The organism is Streptomyces sp. NBC_01537, from assembly GCF_045040445.1.
Lineage (GTDB): Bacteria > Actinomycetota > Actinomycetes > Streptomycetales > Streptomycetaceae > Actinacidiphila.
Genome location: NZ_CP109392.1, coordinates 2,845,307 through 2,861,458, shown reverse-complemented (window position 1 = coordinate 2,861,458; position 16,152 = coordinate 2,845,307). Strand labels below are relative to the sequence as shown.

At 71.2% G+C, this 16,152-nt stretch carries 11 protein-coding genes; 8 read left to right on the top strand and 3 right to left on the bottom strand.

Annotated features, from left to right (window positions below; genetic code table 11):
• Window positions 1-185 precede the first annotated feature (185 nt).
• From OG607_RS13140 to OG607_RS13125, 4 genes are all read left to right on the top strand, one after another.
• Window positions 186-2,426, top strand: a complete 2,241-nt coding sequence (locus OG607_RS13140) for an MMPL family transporter (RefSeq protein WP_405722769.1) — start codon at window positions 186-188, stop codon at window positions 2,424-2,426.
• Window positions 2,404-3,000, top strand: a complete 597-nt coding sequence (locus tag OG607_RS13135) for a hypothetical protein (RefSeq protein ID WP_405722766.1) — start codon at window positions 2,404-2,406, stop codon at window positions 2,998-3,000. Before OG607_RS13140 ends, OG607_RS13135 begins: the two co-directional genes overlap by 23 nt.
• 134 nt (window positions 3,001-3,134) lie before the next feature.
• Window positions 3,135-3,323, top strand: coding sequence for a hypothetical protein (locus OG607_RS13130; RefSeq protein WP_405722765.1), 189 nt, complete (start codon window positions 3,135-3,137; stop codon window positions 3,321-3,323).
• A gap of 59 nt (window positions 3,324-3,382) precedes the next feature.
• Complete coding sequence (locus OG607_RS13125) at window positions 3,383-6,580, top strand: AAA family ATPase (protein WP_405722762.1); 3,198 nt, start codon at window positions 3,383-3,385, stop codon at window positions 6,578-6,580.
• Window positions 6,581-6,831: 251 nt separating this feature from the next.
• Here OG607_RS13125 and OG607_RS13120 read toward each other — a convergent pair whose 3' ends face one another.
• The 3 genes from OG607_RS13120 to OG607_RS13110 form a co-directional block, all read right to left on the bottom strand.
• The gene (locus OG607_RS13120; RefSeq protein WP_405722760.1) at window positions 6,832-6,996 is read right to left on the bottom strand and encodes a DUF6191 domain-containing protein; all 165 of its coding nucleotides are present in this window, start codon (window positions 6,994-6,996) and stop codon (window positions 6,832-6,834) included.
• Window positions 6,997-7,037: 41 nt separating this feature from the next.
• Window positions 7,038-8,213, bottom strand: a complete 1,176-nt coding sequence (locus tag OG607_RS13115; protein WP_405722757.1) for a PQQ-dependent sugar dehydrogenase — start codon at window positions 8,211-8,213, stop codon at window positions 7,038-7,040.
• Between the two features lie 108 nt (window positions 8,214-8,321).
• Window positions 8,322-9,314 carry an aldo/keto reductase gene (locus tag OG607_RS13110; RefSeq protein WP_405722755.1) on the bottom strand — a complete coding sequence of 331 codons (993 nt, stop codon included), beginning with the start codon at window positions 9,312-9,314 and terminating at the stop codon, window positions 8,322-8,324.
• Between the two features lie 47 nt (window positions 9,315-9,361).
• Between OG607_RS13110 and OG607_RS13105 the strand changes: the two genes are divergently transcribed.
• The 4 genes from OG607_RS13105 (at window position 9,362) to ilvN (ending at window position 16,104) form a co-directional block, all read left to right on the top strand.
• A complete protein-coding gene (locus OG607_RS13105; protein ID WP_405722753.1) occupies window positions 9,362-10,321 on the top strand; it encodes a 2-hydroxyacid dehydrogenase in 960 nt (319 codons plus the stop codon).
• A 295-nt stretch (window positions 10,322-10,616) separates the two neighbouring features.
• Window positions 10,617-13,457 carry a putative bifunctional diguanylate cyclase/phosphodiesterase gene (locus OG607_RS13100; protein WP_405722751.1) on the top strand — a complete coding sequence of 947 codons (2,841 nt, stop codon included), beginning with the start codon at window positions 10,617-10,619 and terminating at the stop codon, window positions 13,455-13,457.
• 214 nt (window positions 13,458-13,671) lie between these two features.
• Window positions 13,672-15,549: an acetolactate synthase large subunit gene (locus tag OG607_RS13095; RefSeq protein ID WP_405722748.1), complete on the top strand. Its 1,878-nt coding sequence runs from the start codon at window positions 13,672-13,674 to the stop codon at window positions 15,547-15,549.
• A gap of 27 nt (window positions 15,550-15,576) precedes the next feature.
• The gene (gene ilvN, locus OG607_RS13090) at window positions 15,577-16,104 is read left to right on the top strand and encodes an acetolactate synthase small subunit (protein ID WP_329311922.1); all 528 of its coding nucleotides are present in this window, start codon (window positions 15,577-15,579) and stop codon (window positions 16,102-16,104) included.
• The last annotated feature ends 48 nt before the right edge of the window (window positions 16,105-16,152 follow it).

The window sequence follows — 16,152 nt, the reverse complement described above, 5'->3', positions numbered from 1 at the left end:
TCCGGTTTACGGAGGGCCGCCCTGTGGCATATGTATGCATTCTGAGAATCCCGTTAGCATTCTGTGACCATGCCCACGAACGGCCCTAAGGATCTTTTTCGCCTGAAAGAGTGGTGGGCGTTCGTAAGGCGTTCTTTGAGGGCTATTCCCCTGAAAGATCCACAAATCCAGGGGAGAGCACCGCAATGGCCGCACTTGCACGGTGGTGCCTCAACCGACGGTTCGCCGTCCTCGGCCTCTGGCTCGCCGCCCTCGTCGGCCTGACCGTCGCGGCCGCCGTCACCGGCTCCGCGTACTCCAACGACTACGAGGTCTCCGGCACCGAGTCGGCCAAGGCCACCGCCCTCCTCGCCGAGGCCTTCCCCGGCCGGTCCGGCGACAGCGACACCATCGTCTGGCACACCGACCAGGGCACGGTCCGCACCGCGAGCGTCAAGGCGAGCCTCACCGAGGCCCTGGACAAGGTCGCCCGCCTGGACGGCGTGGCCTCCGTCACCGGTCCGTACGACTCCGGCTCCGGCGACGGCAGTGCGCAGATCAGCCAGGACGGCCACACCGCCTACGCGACCGTGACCTTCGACGCGGCCGCCGAGAACCTCACCGAGAGCCAGGCCAAGGCGGTCGTGGACGCGGCGAAGCAGGCGGCGAGCGACAACGTCGAGGTCGAGCTCGGCGGCAGCGCGATCGCGCTCACCGAGGGCACGAGCACCCACCTCAGCGAGCTGGTCGGGGTCGCGGTGGCGGCCGTGGTGCTGCTGCTGGCCTTCGGGTCGATGTTCGCCATGTTCCTGCCGATCATCACGGCGCTGGTCAGCGTCGGGACCGCGTACATGGCCACCGTGCTGCTCGGCCACCTGATGACGGTGGCCGACTTCGCGCCGATGCTGGGCATGCTGATCGGCCTCGGTGTGGGCATCGACTACGCGCTGTTCATCGTCACCCGGCACCGGCGTGGGCTGAAGCAGGGACTGCCGGTGCGCGAGGCGGCCGAGAAGGCGGTCAGTACGACCGGGCGGGCCGTGGTCTTCGCGGGCGGCACGGTGTGCGTGGCGCTGCTGGGGATGTTGATCCTGCGGCTGAGCTTCCTCAACGGCGTCGCGATCGCCGCGTCGCTGACCGTGCTGCTGACGGTCGCCGCGTCCGTCACCCTGCTCCCGGCGCTGCTCGGCATGATCGGCATGAAGGCCCTGAGCCGCCGCGAGCGCCGCCGGCTCACCGAGCACGGCCCCCAGCCCACCCTGCCCACCGGGCTCGCCGCCCGCTGGTCGGCCTTCGTCGAGCGGCATCCCCGGCTGCTGGGCGCGGTGGCGGCGGCCGTGATGCTGGTGCTGGCGCTGCCCACGCTGTCCCTGCACCTCGGCTCCTCCGACCAGGGCAACCACGCGTCCACGACCACCACCCGCAAGGCGTACGACCTGCTCTCCGACGGTTTCGGGCCCGGCTTCAACGGCCCGCTGCAGTTGGTTGCCGAGACCGGCAACGCCGCCGACAAGGTCGCCCTGGAGCAGCTCACCACCACCCTCAAGCACACCGGAGGCGTCGAGGCGGTCAGCGTCCAGTCCGCCGAGCACGGCAGCGACGTCCAGGTGATCACGGTCGTCCCGACCACCTCGCCGCAGTCGCAGGCCACCGACGACCTTGTGAGCCACCTGCGCGACGACGTCATCCCAGAGGCCGCCGAGGGCACCTCGCTCCAGGTCCACGTCGGCGGGGTGACGGCGAGCTACGGCGACTTCGCCGCCGTCATCATCGGCAAGCTGCCGCTGTTCATCGGCTCGGTCGTGGCCCTGGGCTGCCTGCTGCTGCTCCTGGCCTTCCGCAGCATCGGCATCCCGCTCAAGGCCGCCGTGATGAACATCGCGGCCGTCGCCTCCTCCTTCGGCATCGTCGTCGCGATCTTCCAGTGGGGCTGGGGCAGCGAACTGCTCGGGCTCGGCAGCGCGGGCCCGATCGAGCCCTTCCTGCCGGTGATCATGGTCTCGGTGCTCTTCGGGCTCTCCATGGACTACCAGGTCTTCCTGGTCAGCCGCATGTACGAGGAGTGGCAGGAGACCCATGACAACCGCCGCGCGGTCCGGGTCGGCCTCGCCGAGACCAGCCGCGTGATCAACTCGGCGGCGGTGATCATGATCTCGGTTTTCCTGGCCTTCGTACTCAGCGGCGACCGCACCATCGCCATGTTCGGCATCGGGCTCGCCGCCGCCGTCGCCCTGGACGCCTTCGTGCTGCGTACGCTGCTGGTCCCGGCCCTGATGCACCTGATGGGCGGCTGGAACTGGTGGCTCCCGGCCTGGCTGGAGCGGTGGCTGCCGCGCATCAGCATCGAGGGCCCGGCGGAGGCGGTTCCGGATTCTGCGGTTTCTCTCATGAAGTTCTCAGAATCGGCCCCTACGGTGGCCCGCTATGGAGACCACCAAGACCGCTGAGGCGCCCGAGAGCGCCACCGAAACCGAAACCGACACCAAGGCGGTCGAGGCCGAGGACGAGAACGAGATCGAGAACGAGATCGAGAACGAGATCGGGAACGAGGACGAGAACCAGGACGAGATCGAGCTGGACGAAGTCCTGGAGAACGACTGGGAGCCCGCAGCCAAGCCGTCCGGCGGCGTCCTGGCCGCCGCGGCCGCCGTCGTGGGCGCGGCCTTCGGCCTGTCCTCGCTGACCGGCACCTGGATAGCCGACCTTATGTCGGAGCGCCAGAACATCATCGCGCAGGCCGCCGGCACCGCCACCACCACGAACCAGCAGATCGCCCAGCTCTACGGCACGCCGTGGCACACCACCGCCCTGTTCAACGGCTTCTTCGCCATCGCGGCCATCCTGGTCGCCGTCGCGGTCCTGCTCGCCGCGAAGGGCTCCGCGACCTGGGTGCGAGCCCTCGCCTGGGGCGGCCTGGCCCTCGGCGTCATCGGCCTGTTCATCGCCGGCGTGATCTGGTTCGACGTCTTCACCGACATCCCGACGGTCGCGGCTACCACGACCACGTCCAGCACGGGCTGACCTAAGGCACCTGAGGCACTGCCTAAGGCCCTTACGGCCTTGTAGTTCGGGCAGTTGCCCGATGTGGCGCACCCCCCTTGGGGACGAGTCTTGTCTCAACGGAACAACGAGACGAGTCCCCAAGGGAGCAGGACATGTTCGAGTACGAGATGTCGCAGATGCGGTCCGCCGACCTCCGCCGCCAGGCGGACGAGTGGCGGATTGCGGACGTGGCCGCCAAGGCCGACCGGGAGCTCCAGCGGTCCGAGAGGCGGGTGAACAAGCGGAAGCAGCGGAGCGTACGGCAGGCTCTGCAGGCGATGCGCCCCCACAACGCCGCATGACCGTCATCGCGGTGGCCGTTCCGGAGGAATCCGGTACCGGAGTGTCAGACCCGCGTGACATGCTCGGGAGAGTGCAGACCCAGTCCGTCAGCCCCGTCTTCGTCGGCCGCGACCGTGAGCTGACCCGCCTCACCTCCGCGCTCGCCCGCGCTCATGCGGGCGAGCCGCAGGCGTTGCTGATGGGTGGTGAGGCAGGGGTCGGCAAGAGCCGGCTGCTGGAGCAGTTCCTCGGCGCGGCCCGCGAGTCCGGGGCCGTCACGGCGGTCGGCGGATGCGTCGAGATCGGCGCGGACGGACTGCCCTTCGCCCCGGTGTCCACGGCGCTGCGCACCCTTCACCGCCGGTTCGGCGACGAGCTGCGGGCCGCCGCGGCGGGCCAGGAGGGCGAGCTGGCCCGGCTGCTGCCGGAGCTGGCCGCCGCGGCCGACCGGGATTCCCATGACGAGCACGGCCGGGCCCGGCTCTTCGAGCTCACCACCCGCCTTCTCGAACGGCTGGCGGAGGACCGCACGCTCGTCATCGCCCTTGAGGACCTGCACTGGGCCGACCGCTCCACGCGCGAGCTGCTCACCTACCTCTTCCGCTCCCTGACCCGGGGCCGCGTGATCGTCCTGGCGACCTACCGCTCCGACGACATCCACCGCCGCCACCCGCTGCGGCCCTTCCTCGCCGAGCTGGACCGGATGCGTACGGTCGAGCGCATGGAGCTGTCCCGCTTCAACCGGGGCGAGGTGCGCGATCAGGTCGCCGGGATCCTCGCTGCCGAGCCGGTCCAGGCGTTCGTCGACACGGTCTTCGCCCGCTCCGACGGGAATCCCTTCTTCGTCGAGGAGCTGGCCTGCAGCATCACCCAGGGCTGCCGCACCGGCCTGAGCGACAGCCTGCGCGATCTGCTGCTGGTACGGGTCGAGACCTTGCCGGAGGCCGCCCAGCGGGTCGCCCGGATCGTCGCCGAGGGCGGCTCGACGGTGGAGTATCCGCTGCTCGCGGCGGTCGCCGGGCTCGGTGAGGACGAGCTCATCGAGGCACTGCGCGCCGCAGTCGGCGCCAACATCCTGCTCCCGACGGAAGACGGGGACGGCTACCGCTTCCGCCACTCCCTGGTCCGCGAGGCGGTCGGCGACGACCTCCTGCCCGGCGAGCGCAGCCGCATCAACCGCCGCTACGCCGAAGCCCTGGAGGCCGCCCCCTCCCTGATACGCAGCGACGAGTCCCCCGCCCGGCTGGCCAGCTACTGGTACCACGCCCACGACGCCGCCAAGGCCCTGCCCGCCGTCCTGCGGGCTTCAGTGGCGGCGCGGCGCCGGCATGCGTACGCCGAGCAACGGCACATGCTGGAGCGGGCGCTGGAGCTGTGGGACAACGTCCCGGAGGAGATCCGCGCAGGGCTGTTCCTGGCCGAGTACTGCGAGGTGTACCCGACGTGGTGCGGCTGCGACACCGAGACCACGCCCCTGCAGTACCTCGACCTGATGTGCGAGGCCACGGCCGCCGCGACCTACAGCGGGGACCAGGCGGCCGCGTACGAGACCGCCAAGCGCGGACTGCGGCTCCTGGAGGACGGGCAGGACCCGCTGCGCGCCGCGTGGTTCTGGATACGCAGCTCCCAGCTCAAGCGGGCGCTGGCGCGCGGCGACGGCTGGGAGGAAATCGCGAAGGCCCAGGAGCTGGTGCGCGGACTGCCGCCGTCCGCCGTGCACGCCGAGGTACTGGAGATCGCGGCCGGCTGGGGCATGAACTACAACCCGGGGCCGGACAGCATCAGCACCGCCGAACAGGCCATCCAGGTCGCCCAGCTGGTCGGCGCCGAGGAAATCGAGCTGTACGCCCGGATGACCTGGGGCATCCTGATGGCCGACTCCGGATCGGTGGAGGAGGGCCTCGCCGAGCTGACCGCCACCCGGGAGCGGGCGCGGACCTTCGCCGATCACGGCAAGCTCTTCGTCACCGTGTCCGCGAACCTCGCCGCCGCCCTGGAAAGCGTGGGCCGGTCCGCGGAGGCGGTGGAAGTGGCCCGGGCCGGTGCGGAGGCGGCGGTTCTGGGCGGGCTGCGCGACCCCGCGGCGTTCGCTCTCGCCAACCAGGCCGAGTCGCTGCTCGCCCTGGGCCAGTGGAACGAGGCAGGCCAGCTCGCCGTCCGTGGCCGGGCCGACACCAAGCACGCCCTCTACCTCGGCTGGGCGGCGACCACCGCCGGCCAGCTCGCCGTGCTGCGCGGCGACTACGACACCGCGACAGCCGAACTGGCCGCCGCCCGCAACGCGTTCGGCTGCGACGACCACCAGCCGCAGAACGCGATCCCGCTGCGCCACCTGGCAGCCGCCCTCGCTGCCGGGCGCGGCCGGTTCCTCGATGCCCGGGCCGAGATCGAGCAGAGCCTCGGCGAGGGCTTCGCCCCGGGCATGCACCGCTACGCCTGGCCGCTGCTGCACACCGCCGCCGTCATCGAGGCCGACGCGGTCGGCCTGCCCGCCGCCGACCCCGGCCGCCCGGCGGTCATCGACGCCATCCGCAAGGCCGCGAGCAGACTGCCGGCCATCGCCCCGGTCTGGGCCGCCTACCGGCTCCTCGTGGACGCCGAACTCGCCCGCGCCGCCCCTAGGGCCTGTCGTGTGGATCTCCGCGGCGTCGCGGGGTCTGGCACCAGCGCTCGCGGCGTTGTCGTCGGTCGACAACGCTCCGCGTTGCCTCCCTCCTCCGCCTTGCGATCGCAGGCGCCAGACCCCGCTCCTTCTCCCACGGAGATCCATACGACAGGCCCTAGCTCCGACACCGCCCGCTGGACCGCCGCCGAAGCCGCCTTCGCCGCCCTCGACCGCCCCTACCAGCTCGCCCGGATCCGCGTCCGCCTCGCCGAGGCCCACCTCGCCGACGGCGACCGCGATGCGGCGGCCCCCCTTCTCAGCGCGGCCCTCGCCACCGCCGACCACCTCGGCGCCCTGCCGCTCCGCGCCGAGGCGGCCCAGCTGGCCGAACGCGGCCGTATCACCCTGGGGGACGCCGCCGGCCGCACCGCGGAGCCCGCCCCCGCCGAGCCCGGCGAGCCCTTCGGGCTCACCAGTCGCGAACGGGAAGTGCTGCGCAGGGTCGCCGCCGGTTACACCAACCGCCGCATAGCCGAAGAGCTCTTCATCTCACCCAAGACCGCCAGCGTCCATGTCTCCAACATCCTCGCCAAACTCGGCGTCACCGGCCGGGGCGAGGCAGCCGCCCTCGCCCACCGGCTGAGGCTCTTCCCCGCAGCCCCGACGGGCTAGGGTCTGTCCGGTGGCTGTTCTCCTTTAGCCGCTGGCGCGGCGCGGCCGTGGCGTCGCGTGCCCTGGCACCAGCGCTCGCGGCGTTGCCGACTGCGACATCAGCCGCTGGCGCGGCGGGCCCACAGGAAACCACCCTGTGGGCGCCCCGGCGCCTTGCGATCACAGGCGCCGCAGTGACATCAGCCGCTGGCGCGGCGGGCCGCTCCTTCCCCCACGGAGATCCGCCGGACGGATCCTAGGTCCTGGCGCGGCTACGGCTTGGCGGTTCGTATGACGACCATGCCGGAATCGAGGTCTATCGGGCCGCGCCCGGGGTCGTTGTCGCCGTCGTCCTCGCGGAAGAGCTCAAGGCGATTGCGCTCGTCGTCGGTGTGCTTGCGGCTCGGCGCGAACAGTTCCTCGAAGAGGTTGAACATCGCTTACCCCCCAGTAGCGTGCTTCCGCGAACAAGCGTACGTCACCCCACTGACAGCCGCAGGATCCTGTCGTCGCCGCTGCGCGGGGTGCCCCGGCCGTCCGTGTTGCTCGTGGTGAGCAGCAGGCTGCCGTCCTCGTCGGCGACGACCGTACGCAGCCGGCCGTACCGGTTGACGAGAAAGGCCTGCGCGGGGGCGGCGGCCTTCCTGCCCGCGAGCGGGATCCGCCACAGGCGGGCGCCCTTGAGGGAGGCCATCCATATGGAGCCCTTGGCGTAGGCGATGCCGCTGGGGGAGGCGTCGTCGGTGTGCCAGACGGCGACGGGATCGACATAGCCCGAGCGGTGGCCGATGCCCTCGACGACGGGCCAACCGTAGTTCCTGCCGGGCTCGACGAGATTGAGCTCGTCCCAGGTGTCCTGGCCGAACTCGGAGGCCCAGAGCCGCCCTTGGGAGTCCCAGGCGAGGCCCTGGACATTGCGGTGGCCATAGGAATAGACGACGGATCCGGCAAAGGGATTGCCCGGCGCCGGTTCGCCGTCGGCGGTCATCCGCAGGATCTTGCCGCCGAGGGACTTATTGTCCTGGGCGATACCCCGGTCGCCGCTCTCCCCGGTGCCCGCGTACAGCATCCCGTCCGGGCCGAAGGCGATCCGTCCGCCGTTGTGGATCGCCCCGTGCGGGATGCCCCGCAGGAGCGTGTCGGGGGCGCCCAGTTGCTCGCCGGCGGGCCTGTCCTCGTCGTACAGCATGCGGACGATGCGATTGTCGGACTCGGTGGTGAAGTACGCGTACACCAGGTGATCGGTCGCGAAGTCCGGCGACAGCGTCAGCCCTAGCAGCCCGCCCTCGCCGCCCGACGAGACCCCGGGCACCGTACCGACAACCGTCTTGCCGCCCGTCTTCGCCGCGACCCGGGTGATCCTCCCGGTGTCCCGCGACGCGACCAGCAGATCCCCTTCGGGGAGCAACGCCACCCCCCACGGGGTGTCCAGCCCCGTCGCCACCGTCCCCGTCACCCTGGCACTGCCCGTCGCCGGGGCGGCGGACTCGGCCGGTACGGAGGACTGCGACGCGCTCGGCACGGAACTCGCCGGGGCCGATGACGTGGGCGTGTGCGTCCCGAAGGGCGTCGGCCCGTCGCCCGAGGAACACCCCGCCGCCGCCAGCAGCACGGCGGCGACAGCGACCGGCACGATCGCGTTACGGCATCGCACAGCGGTCCCTCCCAGGCGGATCGGTACGGATCAAGCACATCACATCCGTTACTACACCGCTCACAGGTTCCCGGTTCCCAGTTCCCAGTTCCTGGTTCAGCGCCCCGGTCAGTCCCAGGAACCCCGCGCCGCCGGCAGCGAGGCGATCTCCGCGAAGTCCTCGGCGGTCAGGGCCAGGCCCGCCGCCCCCGCGTTCTCCTCGGTCCAGACGGACCGCTTCGCCCCCGGCACCGGCACAACCTGCGCACCCTGCCCCAGCACCCAGGCCAACGCCACCTGCGCAGGCGTCGCGCCGTGCTGCTCGGCGACCCTGCGCAACCCGGCCACGATCGGCTGGTTCGCGGCCATCATGTCGGCCGTGAAGCGCGGGTGGCGGGCCCGTACGTCGTCCGGCTCGAAGCCCTGCCCCGGCGTCAGCGTGCCCGTGAGGAAGCCGTTGCCCAGTGGCATGGCGGCCATGAAGCCGACGCCGCGCGCCGCGCACCAGGGCAGCAGCGCGTCGAGCGCCTCGGGGGACCACACGGACAGCTCCGCCTGGACGCAGCTGACGGGGAAGACCTGCTGGACCCGCCGCAACTGGCGAAGCGTTTCGTCGTGCATCTGTGCCCCGGCCCGCCGCCCCGCCCGGGCGCCCACCGCGCACAGCCCCAGCGAGCGCACCTTGCCGGCCGTCACCAGCTCGGCCATCGCCCCCCAGGTCTCCTCGACAGGGACCTCGGGGTCGGCGCGGTGCAGCTGGTAGAGGTCGATGACATCGGTCTGCAGCCGCCGCAGCGAGGCGTCGCAGGCCCGCTTCACATAGCCCGGCCGCCCGTTGGCGACGATGTGCTGCTCGCCCACCAGCAGACCGCACTTGGTGGACACGAAGACATCCCCGCGCCGCTCCTTGAGCACCCGCCCCACCAGCAGCTCATTGGTGAACGGCCCGTACATGTCGGCGGTGTCCAGCAGCGACGTACCGGCGTCCAGAGCGGCGTGCACCGCCCGCAGCGATGTCTCGCCGTCCTGCCGCGAAGCGCTGTACGCCCAGCTCATCGGCATGCATCCCAGCCCGACGGCGCCCACTTCAAGAGCTGCCGCGCCGATTGTCCTGCGCTCCACGTTGGCTGACCTCCCTCGGCCGCCAACTGTGCCATAGCGTTCTCACCATGAATGACCGCGCCCATGCCAAGTCCAGCGCTCCCCAGGTCTGGCTGCCGATCCCGGCCGAGGAGATCGGCGGACTTCCCGACGGCCTCGACTACCGCTTCTGGAACGGCGGGGAGGACTTCCCGGCCGATCCCGCCGCCGTCGAGTTCTACGTCGTCCCTTACATGCAGGCGCCGGGGATCACCGCTCGCCCGCTGCCGCGGATGGCCCGGCTGCGGGTCGTGCAGACCCTCAGCGCGGGTGTCGACCACGTGACCCCCTACCTGTCGCAACTCCCGCCCGGCGTGCGGCTGTGCAACGCCCGCGGGGTGCACGAGGCGAGCACCGCCGAGCTCGCCCTCACGCTGGTGCTGGCCTCGCTGCGCGGCATCCCGGACTTCGTACGCGCGCAGGACGCCGGACAGTGGCGCCAGGACTTCTATCCGGCGCTCGCCGACAAGACCGTCCTGATCGTCGGTTACGGCTCGATCGGCGCCGCGATCGAGGACCGCCTCACGGCCTTCGAGTGCGATGTCGTACGTGTCGCCCGCACCGCCCGGGACACCCCGCGCGGCCCGGTGCACGGCCTGTCCGAGCTGCCGGAGCTGCTTCCGGCCGCCGATGTCGTGATCCTCTCCACGCCGCTCACCGACGCCACCCGGGGCCTGGCCGGGGCGGACTTCCTGTCCCGTCTGAAGGACGGCGCGCTGCTGGTGAACGTCGCGCGCGGGCAGGTCGTCGACACCAAGGCACTCCTCGCGGAGCTGGAGACCGGCCGGATCCTGGCGGCCCTCGATGTCACCGACCCGGAGCCGCTGCCCGCCGGGCACCCGCTGTGGCACGCGCCCGGTGTGCTGATCAGCCCGCACGTCGGCGGACCGACCTCCGCGTTCCTCCCCCGCGCCAAGCGGCTGCTGCGCTCGCAGCTGCGGCGCTTCGCGGCGGGCGAGCCGCTGGACAACGTGGTCACGACGACCTGAACTCCCTTGTGTCACCATGCGAATGCGGATGGTGACGACATGCTTCCTGTGGTCACGCTGTGTGTGTGGACTATGTCCCTGAGTGACGGAACTGGTGTATCGTCCCGATGGGGGTATGCGCCTCACGCGGCTCAGGAGGCCACGAACGCGCGCGGAACGACTCAGGACTTGATGGGGGGCGACGGGCGATGCACTGCCAATGGAGAAAGACCCGGACGCGGGACCTCAGCGGACCGCCACGGCAACGCGGGACAGCACGCGGGACAGTACGCCGGACCGAGCGCCGGACCGCACGGTGAGCGCGACCGGGGCGGTGCTCGCCCGGCCGCCTGTGCCGGGCGGCGGCCGGGCGGCGGGACTGCTGCCCCAGCTGCTGGTCGCGCTGCTCTGCGGGGGATACGCCACCGGTGCGGCGCTCGGCTGGGGATCGGCCGAGGTCGCCCTCGTCATGGGCGACTTCGGCCTGTCCGCCGCCGCGCTCACCGCCGCCCTGTCCTGTATGGCGTACGCGCGCAACGGCTCGGGACGGCACCGGCCCGCCTGGGCGCTGTTCGCGGTCTCGTCCTCCATGGTCGCGCTCGGCAACGGCGTCTGGGGCTTCTACGAGGTCGTGCTGCGCGAGTCCGTGCCCCGCACCTCGATCGCCGACTTCTGCTTTCTGCTCTTCGCGCCGCCCGCCATCATCGGCCTGCTGCTGCTCGCCAAGCGGCCGGTCACCCGGGCCGGCTGGGTCTGCCTGGCCCTGGACGCCTGGCTCATCGGCGGCTCGCTGCTCACCCTGTCGTGGAGTCTCGCGCTTGCGCATGCCGCGCAGTGGGAGGGCCGCAGCACCGCACGCGTCGCCATGTCGCTCGCGTATCCGCTGCTGGACATCATGCTGGTCAGCATGGTGCTGGCACTGCACTTCCGGCGCACGTCGGCCAACCGTGCCGCCGTCAACACCGCGATCGCCGCCCTCGCCCTCACCGTGCTGTGCGACGCGCTGTTCACCTCACCGCTGCTGCGCGAGCACTACAAGTCGGGCCAGATCCTCGACGCCGGCTGGTTCGCCGGCAGCATGCTCCTGGCGTACGCCCCCTGGGTGGGCCGCCGCGAACCCGAGGCTTCCGGCGGCGGCGCGGTCCAGGCGCAGCCGGGCCGCAAGGTCACCGGCTCGCTCGGCGCCCTCACCCCGTACCTCGCGGCCGCGGTGTGCGTCCTGGGCATCCTCTACAACGCCATCGACGGCCGGAAGATCGACCAGGTGGTGCTGCTCACCGGCTGCACCGTCGTGCTCGCGCTCGTCGTCCGCCAGGGCATCATGCTGCTGGACAACATCTCCCTCACCCAGGAGCTGGCCCAGAAGGAGAACCACTTCCGCTCCCTCGTGCAGGGATCCAGCGACGTCATCATGATCGCCGCGCCGACCGGAATCCTGCGCTACGTGAGCCCCGCCGCGCAGGGCGTGTACGGGCGGGAGGCCGAGGACCTGGTCGGCACCGAGCTCGCCTCGCACATCCACCCCGAGGACCTGGGCCGGGTGCTGCACGAGGTGCGCCGGTTTCTGGCCGCCCATCCCGCCGAGGAGCCCGTCACCCGGATCGAGTGCCGGATCCGCTCGGGGCGGGGCGGCTGGCTGCATGTGGAGTCCACGGTCAACCGCTACCAGGGCGGCCTGATCTTCAACAGCCGCGATGTCACCGAGCGCGTACGCCTCCAGGCCCAGCTGCAGCACAGTGCCTCGCACGACGCGCTCACCGACCTGCCCAACCGGGCGCTGTTCACCGAGCGGATCCGCCTCGCGCTCAGCGGCCGCCGGGCCGGGGACGGCGAGGCGGGGGGTGTCGCGGTGCTCTTCATCGACCTGGACGGCTTCAAGGCGGTCAACGACACGGTCGGCCACCAGGCCGGGGACGAGCTGCTCGTCCAGGCGGCCCGACGGCTCCAGGATTCCGTGCGGTCGGGCGACACCGCGGCACGCTTGGGCGGCGACGAGTTCGCCGCCCTCATCTGTGGCACCAGCAGCGACCGGCACAAGCGCGAGTACCAGGTGCAGGAGATCGCCGACCGGCTGCGCGCGGGCCTTTCGGAGCCGTATCTCATCAGCGGGGCCGGCCCGAGCGGTGAGCTGCGGGTCGCCGCCAGCATCGGCATCGCCTTCGCCGAGCCCGGCGTCACCCCCGGGGAGCTGCTGCGCAACGCGGACCTGGCGATGTACCGGGCCAAGCAGGCGGGCAAGGGCCGGGTGGAGATGTACGCGCCGCAGATGCAGGCGGACGTCGTGCGCAGGACCGAGCTGGCGGGGCGGCTGCGCGCCGCCCTGCACGACGGCGAGTTCACCCTGCTGCACCAGCCCGTCGTGGACCTCGGCAGCGGCCGGATCACCGCCGTCGAGGCACAGGCCCGCTGGCGCTCCGCCCAGGGGATCCTGTTCACCCCCGCGGAGTTCCTGCGGGTCGCCGATGTCGACATGGCCCAGAAGAACGGCGACCCCACCACCCAGCTCGGCCGCTGGCTGCTCGCCGAGGCCGTGGAGCAGGCCGCGCTGCGGTACGGATCCGGGCATCCCGTCCCGGTGGCCGTACGGATGCCCGCGCACCGCCTGATGGGCGGGGGCGAGCACCAGCCCGTCAAGGACATCGAGGCACTGCTGGCCCGCCACGGGCTGCCGTCCGGCGGTCTGGTCCTGGAGCTCACCGACCAGGACCCCCGGATCAACCTGACCGAGCTGGAGCGCCGGCTGATCACCCTGCGCCGCCTCGGGGTGCGGATCGCGCTCGACGGCTTCGGGACGGGATACGCGGCGCTGGCCGCGCTGCGCAGGCTGCCCGTGGATGTCGTCAAGCTCGACCGCTCCTTCACCGACGGCGTGGTGGAGTCCTCGCGGCTGCACAAGATCACCGGGGGACTGCTGCGGATCGCCGGTGAGCTCGGCATCAAGGCCGTCGCCGACGGAGTGGATCGCCCGGAGCAGGTCGTCGCGCTACGCTCAATGGGGTGCACCCACGGCCAGGGAATGGCCTTCTCGGGCCCGCTGGAAGAGCACCGGCTGCGCTCCTCGCTGACGCGCGGCGGGTACCCGGTGCCCAGAGAGGCGGTGATCGCGACCGGTGGACCGCTGCGCTCAAATAGTGAGACGGCCGTCCCGCCCGCTTGACACTCCACACAGGCCAGGAGGAAGGTCAGTGCCATGCGCACCCGAATTCTCGTACTTGGAAAGCGCGTCGGCTGACCCGAGGCCCATCGCCGCCTCGTGGAACGCACCGACGCGCTCCCCTCGCTTGCCTTCAGGCACGAGGGGTTTTTTGTTGCCCCGGACATAGCCGGGACCCAGACAAACCACCCTCATTCTTCGAGAGAAGAGATCGCAGATGACCGACCAGGCCACCGGGGCCCACCACCCGCAGCCGCGGGCCCGCGGCGCCGCGCCGCAGTCCGCCCCCGCTGAGCGCATCACCGGCGCGCAGTCCCTCATCCGCTCCCTCGAGGCGGTGGGCGCCGACACGGTATTCGGTATCCCGGGCGGTGCGATCCTTCCCGCGTACGACCCGCTGATGGACTCCACCAAGGTCCGCCACATCCTGGTCCGCCACGAGCAGGGCGCCGGCCACGCCGCCACCGGCTACGCCCAGGCCACCGGCAAGGTCGGCGTCTGCATGGCCACCTCAGGCCCCGGCGCCACCAACCTGGTGACCCCGATCGCGGACGCCCACATGGACTCCGTCCCGCTGGTCGCGATCACCGGCCAGGTCGCCTCCAAGGCGATCGGCACCGACGCCTTCCAGGAGGCGGACATCTGCGGCATCACGATGCCGATCACCAAGCACAACTTCCTGGTCACCAACCCGGACGACATCCCCCGGACCATCGCCGAGGCGTTCCACATCGCCGCCACCGGCCGCCCCGGCCCGGTCCTGGTCGACATCGCCAAGGACGCCCTGCAGAACCCGACCACCTTCTCCTGGCCCCCGCAGACCGACCTGCCCGGCTACCGCCCTGTGACCAAGCCGCACGCCAAGCAGATCCGCGAGGCCGCCCGGCTGATCAACGAGGCCAGGCGCCCGGTGCTCTACGTCGGCGGCGGCGTCATGAAGGCCCGCGCCACCACCGAGCTGCGGATCCTCGCCGAGCTCACCGGCGCCCCGGTCACCACCACCCTGATGGCGCTGGGCTCCTTCCCCGACAGCCACCCCCAGCACGTCGGCATGCCCGGCATGCACGGCCAGGTCTCCGCCGTCGCCGCGCTCCAGCGGGCCGACCTCATCGTCGCTCTGGGCGCCCGCTTCGACGACCGCGTCACCGGCAAGCTGGACAGCTTCGCCCCGTACGCCAAGATCGTGCACGCCGACATCGACCCGGCCGAGATCTCCAAGAACCGCACCGCCGACGTGCCGATCGTCGGCGACGCCCGCGAGGTGCTGGCCGACCTGATCGTCGCCGTCCAGGCCGAGCACGAGGCCGGTCACAAGGGCGACTACGAGGACTGGTGGAAGCAGCTCAACGGCTGGCGCGAGACCTACCCGCTGGGCTACGACCTCCCCGAGGACGGCTCCCTGTCCCCGCAGCAGGTCATCCAGCGGATCGGCGAGCTGGCCCCGGAGGGCACCCTGTTCGCGGCCGGCGTCGGCCAGCACCAGATGTGGGCCTCGCAGTACATCAAGTACGAGAAGCCCGGCACCTGGTTCAACTCCGGCGGCGCCGGGACCATGGGCTACGCCGTCCCCGCCGCGATGGGCGCCAAGGCCGGCATGCCCGGCGCGACGGTCTGGGCGATCGACGGCGACGGCTGCTTCCAGATGACCAACCAGGAACTGGTCACCTGCGCCCTGAACAACATCCCGATCAAGGTCGCCGTCATCAACAACGGCGCCCTGGGCATGGTCCGCCAGTGGCAGTCGCTGTTCTACAACCAGCGCTACTCCAACACCGTCCTGCACGCCGGCGACACCAACTCCGGCCAGGGCTCCCACACCGGCGCCAGCGCGGCACCGGTCGCCGGCACCCGCATCCCGGACTTCGTCAAGCTGGCGGACGCCATGGGCTGCGTGGGCCTGCGCTGCGAGGACCCCGCCGACCTGGACGCGGTCATCGCCAAGGCCAACTCCATCAACGACCGCCCGGTGGTGGTCGACTTCATCGTCCACGAGGACGCCATGGTGTGGCCGATGGTCGCCGCCGGCACCTCCAACGACGAGATCATGGCAGCCCGCGACGTGCGTCCCGACTTCGGCGACGCGGCCGACGACTGAGCGACTGAGAGAACAGGTAATCGCGACATGTCCAAGCACACACTCTCCGTCCTGGTCGAGAACAAGCCCGGTGTCCTCGCCCGGATCACCGCTCTGTTCTCCCGGCGCGGCTTCAACATCGACTCCCTCGCGGTCGGCACCACCGAGCACCCCGAGATCTCGCGCATCACGATCGTGGTGACCGTCCTGGACGAGCTGCCGCTGGAGCAGGTCACCAAGCAGCTCAACAAGCTCGTCAACGTCCTGAAGATCGTGGAGCTGGAAAGCGGCTCTGCGGTTCAGAGGGAACTCGTTCTGGTGAAGGTGCGGGCGGACAACGAGTCCCGCTCCCAGATCGTGGAGATCGTCCAGCTCTTCCGCGCCAAGACGGTGGACGTCTCCCCGGAGGCCGTCACCATCGAGGCCACCGGCAGCTCCGACAAGCTGGAGGCCATGCTCAAGATGCTGGAGCCCTTCGGCATCAAGGAGCTGGTCCAGTCCGGCACCATCGCCATAGGCCGTGGTGCCCGTTCCATCACCGACCGCTCGCTGCGCGCGCTCGACCGCTCCGCGTAAACGCGGCACGCGCAGACCGCATAGCGAGACCGTCAGACTTCCCCGCGC

Bases quoted from the DNA above. Each gene is read 5' to 3' on its own strand.
- OG607_RS13140 (WP_405722769.1), top strand. From the start codon at position 186: ATGGCCGCACTTGCACGGTGGTGCCTCAACCGACGGTTCGCCGTCCTC.
- OG607_RS13135 (WP_405722766.1), top strand. From the start codon at position 2,404: ATGGAGACCACCAAGACCGCTGAGGCGCCCGAGAGCGCCACCGAAACC.
- OG607_RS13130 (WP_405722765.1), top strand. From the start codon at position 3,135: ATGTTCGAGTACGAGATGTCGCAGATGCGGTCCGCCGACCTCCGCCGC.
- OG607_RS13125 (WP_405722762.1), top strand. From the start codon at position 3,383: ATGCTCGGGAGAGTGCAGACCCAGTCCGTCAGCCCCGTCTTCGTCGGC.
- OG607_RS13120 (WP_405722760.1), bottom strand. From the start codon at position 6,996: ATGTTCAACCTCTTCGAGGAACTGTTCGCGCCGAGCCGCAAGCACACC.
- OG607_RS13105 (WP_405722753.1), top strand. From the start codon at position 9,362: ATGAATGACCGCGCCCATGCCAAGTCCAGCGCTCCCCAGGTCTGGCTG.
- OG607_RS13095 (WP_405722748.1), top strand. From the start codon at position 13,672: ATGACCGACCAGGCCACCGGGGCCCACCACCCGCAGCCGCGGGCCCGC.
- ilvN (WP_329311922.1), top strand. From the start codon at position 15,577: ATGTCCAAGCACACACTCTCCGTCCTGGTCGAGAACAAGCCCGGTGTC.